The organism is Methylotenera sp., assembly GCF_013141425.1.
GTDB lineage: Bacteria > Pseudomonadota > Gammaproteobacteria > Burkholderiales > Methylophilaceae > Methylotenera.
This window is the reverse complement of the sequence record NZ_JABFRA010000004.1, coordinates 1-4,534: the sequence shown is the minus strand read 5'-3', so window position 1 is coordinate 4,534 and position 4,534 is coordinate 1. Positions and strand designations below refer to the sequence as shown.

The following is a 4,534-nucleotide window of genomic DNA, read 5'->3' as shown; positions in this document are numbered from 1 at the left end:
AGCTTATAGAAAAGTTTGGATATAACCGAAAGCCATTCTCATGATTTTTGATTCAATTCTCAATATTGAAAAATACGCCAAATTGCATCCATTATTTCCTCAAGCATTGAAATATATTAACAACTCAAACCTACGTAATTTAGCTTCAGGGAAACACACTATATTGGGTGATGATGTTTTTGTAATCATTCAACGCGGAATTGGACAACCTAAAGCTGAATCTAAGCTTGAATGTCACCGCAAATACATCGACATTCAATTAGTGCTTGATGGCACTGATGAAATGGGCTGGAAGCCACTTTCAGATTGCCATGCGCCGATTGATGAATTCAATACAACCAATGATGTACAGTTTTATAATGATTTACCGCTAAATTGGCTAACGACTCCAGCCAATAAATTTTGCATATTCTTTCCAGAAGATGCTCACTCTGGAATGGTTTCGGAGCACCACCTGCACAAAGCGGTTTTTAAAATTGCAGTAAACCCTACAGACAAATAGCTTTACTTAGTCAGCGCCATAAATAATTGTGGTAAGCGTTCAGGCAAGCGCGCCACGTTATCAATCACCGTGTAATTTTTGCCGAAAATATCGCTTACGTACTCATCGGCTTTAGGGTCTAAATTGATGCAGTAAGTGTAAATGTCTTGCTGGTCTAACTCTTGCACTGCTTTATGCGCATCCTGAATCAGTAGTTTTTTGTCTTTCACGTCAATATCTGCTGGTTCACCATCGGTCAGAATCAACATCATTTTTTTATCAGCCTGCCTATGCTCTAGCATAAGGGCTGCATGGCGCATCGCCGCGCCTATGCGCGTTGAGTAGCCAGCCTGCATGGCTGCCAATCGACCTTTTACAGTGTTATCCCATGATTCGCTATAACCCTTGATATGCAAATATCGCACTTCATGGCGGGTATTAGAGTAGAAGCCTGCAATGGCAAAACCATCGCCTAACTGTTCAACTGCCCAAGCCAGCAATGAAACGGCCTCTTGACTGAGTTCTAAGATTGTTTGGTCTGTACCCACCACTTTGTCGTTTAAAGATTCAGACAAATCCAATAACAGCATTACCGCAATATCACGGCCATCGTTTTTATGGCTCATATTGATACGTAAGTCAGGTGCAGCGCCACTTTTGTAATCAATCAAAGAGCGTAATGCCACATCTAAGTCCAACTCGCTACCCTCTTCTTGGTAACGAATGCGCACTTTTTGTTGTGGCTTTAATAAATCGAGCAATCGCTTTAATCGCTTTGCCAATGCTGCATGTTTTTCTAGTAGCTTATCAATAGATTGTGGATTGCCTTGCGGATGCAGTGTTTCATAGACACTCACCCAATCTGGCCTATAGCTTTGCGAGGTGTAATCCCACTCATGATAATGGCGTGGTGGCAAGTTTTGAGCTATCTCTTCATTAGCAGTCTGAGGATGTTCTTCAAATTGCTCCTCATCGTCACTATTTTCGTAATAACGCCACATATGGCGGTTGTCATCACGATAATCCACCTCTGTATCCAAAAAGTGTACATTCGGCAATTGGTCACTTTGACGACGTGTTTTGGCTACAAATAAAATCGCCAGATCAGCGATTTCCTGCGTGCTTGATTGACCTTTTGCCATCGTTTGATGAAAGCGTTGCACGAAATCAATAATATGCTGGGTTTGATAGCCATGCTTTGCATCTAATAACGCACGCGACATCATCGCCAATCGATGACGCACTGCGGACTCTGTTTCTAGGTTACATGCGTCTTCTGCAGGTTTTGGGTGCAAGGCCAAAAATAGAGGCCTTAAACCTGGATACTCACACATTGCCAAAAACTCAACGCGGGAATCTTCAAAAATCTCCACTGCCATGCGCTGAAACGGACTGAAGTTATCTGCAAATATAGCAGTCGTCCAACGTCGATGGGCAGCGATATGCGCCAATGCCGCACGGTAGCGATTAACCCCAGAAATGCCGCGTGCATCTTCATACACATCTGGCAGACGAATACCAAATTTATCATAATAAGGTATCGGCTTACGCAGCTCATCAAAGCCAGTGGAATAAGGCACTAGGTAGTCATTGTCCTTCCAAAGTCCGCGCAAATATAAATCTAGTTTACGTTCATTATCCACCAGCAAAGTCCCATGCCGCTCGCGCTGCAACATGGCTTTGCTATCAGCCGATTGCAAGCTGAAATAATCTATTTGGCGTTCAGGATGATGACCGTAATTATGAATACCATAGTTCACCCAATTTTTCAGGCCAACCAATGACACTTGGCTAAGTAAATAGGGAGATTTAGCGAAAAAATCGGGTAATCCCGGACTCGGCATAGTCATATGGTGTCCATGGATTGAACTTGTGGTGCGATTCATAAAATCCAGCACCAAATCTAGATAGTCTTGCATCTGCGCTTGCGAATGTAGCCTGCGTGAAGCTGCTGGCAAGACCTGCAAGAATGGTGCAATCGCCTTGCTATTAGGTGAGCGCCACATTTGTCGTATGCAATCCATAATCGGCGACAATGAAGCTTCACCTAAAATTTTTGCAACAACTGGCCACTCTTCAAGAAAAATCAAAATAGGCTCAACACCCCGCCCCATTTTTCCTAAAAAACTAGCACTTTCCACATAAGCCGTCAGGCCGTCATTACTCAGCACTTTAAAAGCTTGTTGCATACAAGCTTCAAAAACATCTTGCACCTTTGGAAAGCGGCTATCGAGCAACCTCCAATACTTTTCTAAATCGTCAGAAACTACCAGCGACATGATTTAACGTTCACAACTACTATTCAGCAAAAATAGCATCAATCGCATGATCTAAAGTATCTCGAATATCGGCATCATCGGTGATTGGGCGTACCAACGCCATACGGCATGCATCTCGTGGAGCTACGCCGCCTTTAATCAGCGTTGCTGCATAGACTAATAAGCGCGTTGAAATTCCTTCGTCCAAGCCATGGCCTTTAAGGTTACGCGCAACTTGCCCTATCTTGATTAACTGGCCGGCGATTGATTTATCTAACCCAGTTTCTTTCGCCAAAATAGTCGTTTCTAATGCCGCAGTTGGATAATCAAAATCAAATGCAGTAAAGCGCTGTTTGGTTGATTGCTTCAAGTCTTTCAACAGGCTTTGATAGCCTGGATTGTAAGAAATCACCAATTGAAAGTCAGGATGCGCTGCCACTAATTCACCTTTTTTATCTAAAGGTAAAGTGCGTCTGTGGTCAGTTAGCGGGTGAATCACTACCGTTGTATCTTGGCGCGCCTCTACGATTTCATCTAAGTAACAAATAGCACCGTAACGGGCTGCTAGTGTTAGCGGGCCATCTAGCCAGCGCGTGCCATTCGCATCCAACAAATAGCGTCCTACTAAATCGGATGCGGTCATATCTTCATTACAGGCTACAATAATAAGCGGCTTACCTAACTTCCAAGCCATGTGTTCAACAAAACGTGATTTACCACAACCTGTTGGACCTTTTAACATGACAGGTAAACGGGCAGCATAAGCAGCCTCATATAAAGCTACTTCATTACCAGTGGGCTGATAAAAAGGTTCATGTTTAATTTGGTACTGTTGAATGTCGAATTGGTCGCTCATGATTTCTGCTCATCAATCTGTTTATTTACTACAAGAAAAAGCCTCTGCGATATTCTATAACGCAGAGGCTTATTTTGTTCTAATTACTTTAAACTCAAAGTCAAGGCGGAAGGGCGAAGACAGTACACATGAGTACGGCAAGCCATGACAACGCTTAATTTGAGTTAAAGGATTTAGAACTATCTATGTACACCTAGTTTCTCACGCCATCCTGGGAACAACTTATCCGCATCTTTAGGGAATGACTCAAATGCACGCGCGAACTCTTTGTGTTCTTTAGCATATTCAATTGGGTCCGCGCCTGATTTCCAGCACTCGTAAGATTGACGCAATGAAATACCACCCGCCGCTGGGCTGTCAATATGGCCATAAGCACCGCCGCCAGCGGTGTTAATAACGTTACCGTGGCCTAAGTTTTCAAAGAAGCCTGGTAAGCGCAGCGCATTCATACCGCCCGAAATAATCGGTGTGGTTGGCTTCATACCATACCATTTTTGAAAGTAAACAGGGCCTTGGCACTCATCACGCTCAATCATATAAGCGATGATTCTATCGTCGCCCTCGCCTTCCATTTTGCCGTATCCCATTGTGCCCACATGGATACCAGAAGCCCCTTGTAAACGGCTCATTTTAGCTAAAACAAAGGCTGTGTAGCCGCGTTTTGCTGAAGGTGATGTTACCGCGCCATGTCCCGCACGGTGATAATGTAAATATTGATTTGGATATTGACGACGTGCAGTTGTCACCATACCGGGGCCGCCTACATAACCATCGACTAAGAATGCCACTTTGTCTGCATCTGGGCCAAATGCTTCTAAGATAAAGTCTGCACGAGCGCACATTTCGTAGTGATCATCCGCCGTGATGTTGGCTGAGAATAATTTAGCCTGACCTGTTTCATCCTGCGCACGTTTCAAGGAATCGACTACCAACGGAATC

At 43.9% G+C, this 4,534-nt stretch carries 4 protein-coding genes; 1 reads left to right on the top strand and 3 read right to left on the bottom strand.

Annotated elements, in window-relative coordinates; genetic code table 11:
- Nucleotides 1-40: 40 nt before the first annotated feature.
- Nucleotides 41-502, top strand: coding sequence for a YhcH/YjgK/YiaL family protein (locus tag HOO90_RS00235; RefSeq protein WP_292838264.1), 462 nt, complete (start codon nt 41-43; stop codon nt 500-502).
- Between the two features lie 2 nt (nt 503-504).
- Here the strand turns inward: HOO90_RS00235 and HOO90_RS00230 are convergent, their stop codons facing one another.
- The 3 genes from HOO90_RS00230 to HOO90_RS00220 form a co-directional block, all read right to left on the bottom strand.
- The gene (locus tag HOO90_RS00230; RefSeq protein WP_292838262.1) at nt 505-2,760 is read right to left on the bottom strand and encodes a VWA domain-containing protein; all 2,256 of its coding nucleotides are present in this window, start codon (nt 2,758-2,760) and stop codon (nt 505-507) included.
- A 19-nt stretch (nt 2,761-2,779) separates the two neighbouring features.
- Nucleotides 2,780-3,595 (bottom strand): CbbQ/NirQ/NorQ/GpvN family protein, encoded by an 816-nt coding sequence (locus HOO90_RS00225; RefSeq protein WP_292838260.1) that lies wholly within the window; start codon nt 3,593-3,595, stop codon nt 2,780-2,782.
- A gap of 179 nt (nt 3,596-3,774) precedes the next feature.
- On the bottom strand, nt 3,775-4,534 hold a 760-nt coding region (locus HOO90_RS00220; protein ID WP_292838258.1), incomplete at its 5' end, for a ribulose-bisphosphate carboxylase.

Excerpts from the sequence above, each read along its gene's own strand:
- HOO90_RS00235 (WP_292838264.1), top strand. The coding sequence starts at position 41 with ATGATTTTTGATTCAATTCTCAATATTGAAAAATACGCCAAATTGCAT.
- HOO90_RS00230 (WP_292838262.1), bottom strand. The coding sequence starts at position 2,760 with ATGTCGCTGGTAGTTTCTGACGATTTAGAAAAGTATTGGAGGTTGCTC.
- HOO90_RS00225 (WP_292838260.1), bottom strand. The coding sequence starts at position 3,595 with ATGAGCGACCAATTCGACATTCAACAGTACCAAATTAAACATGAACCT.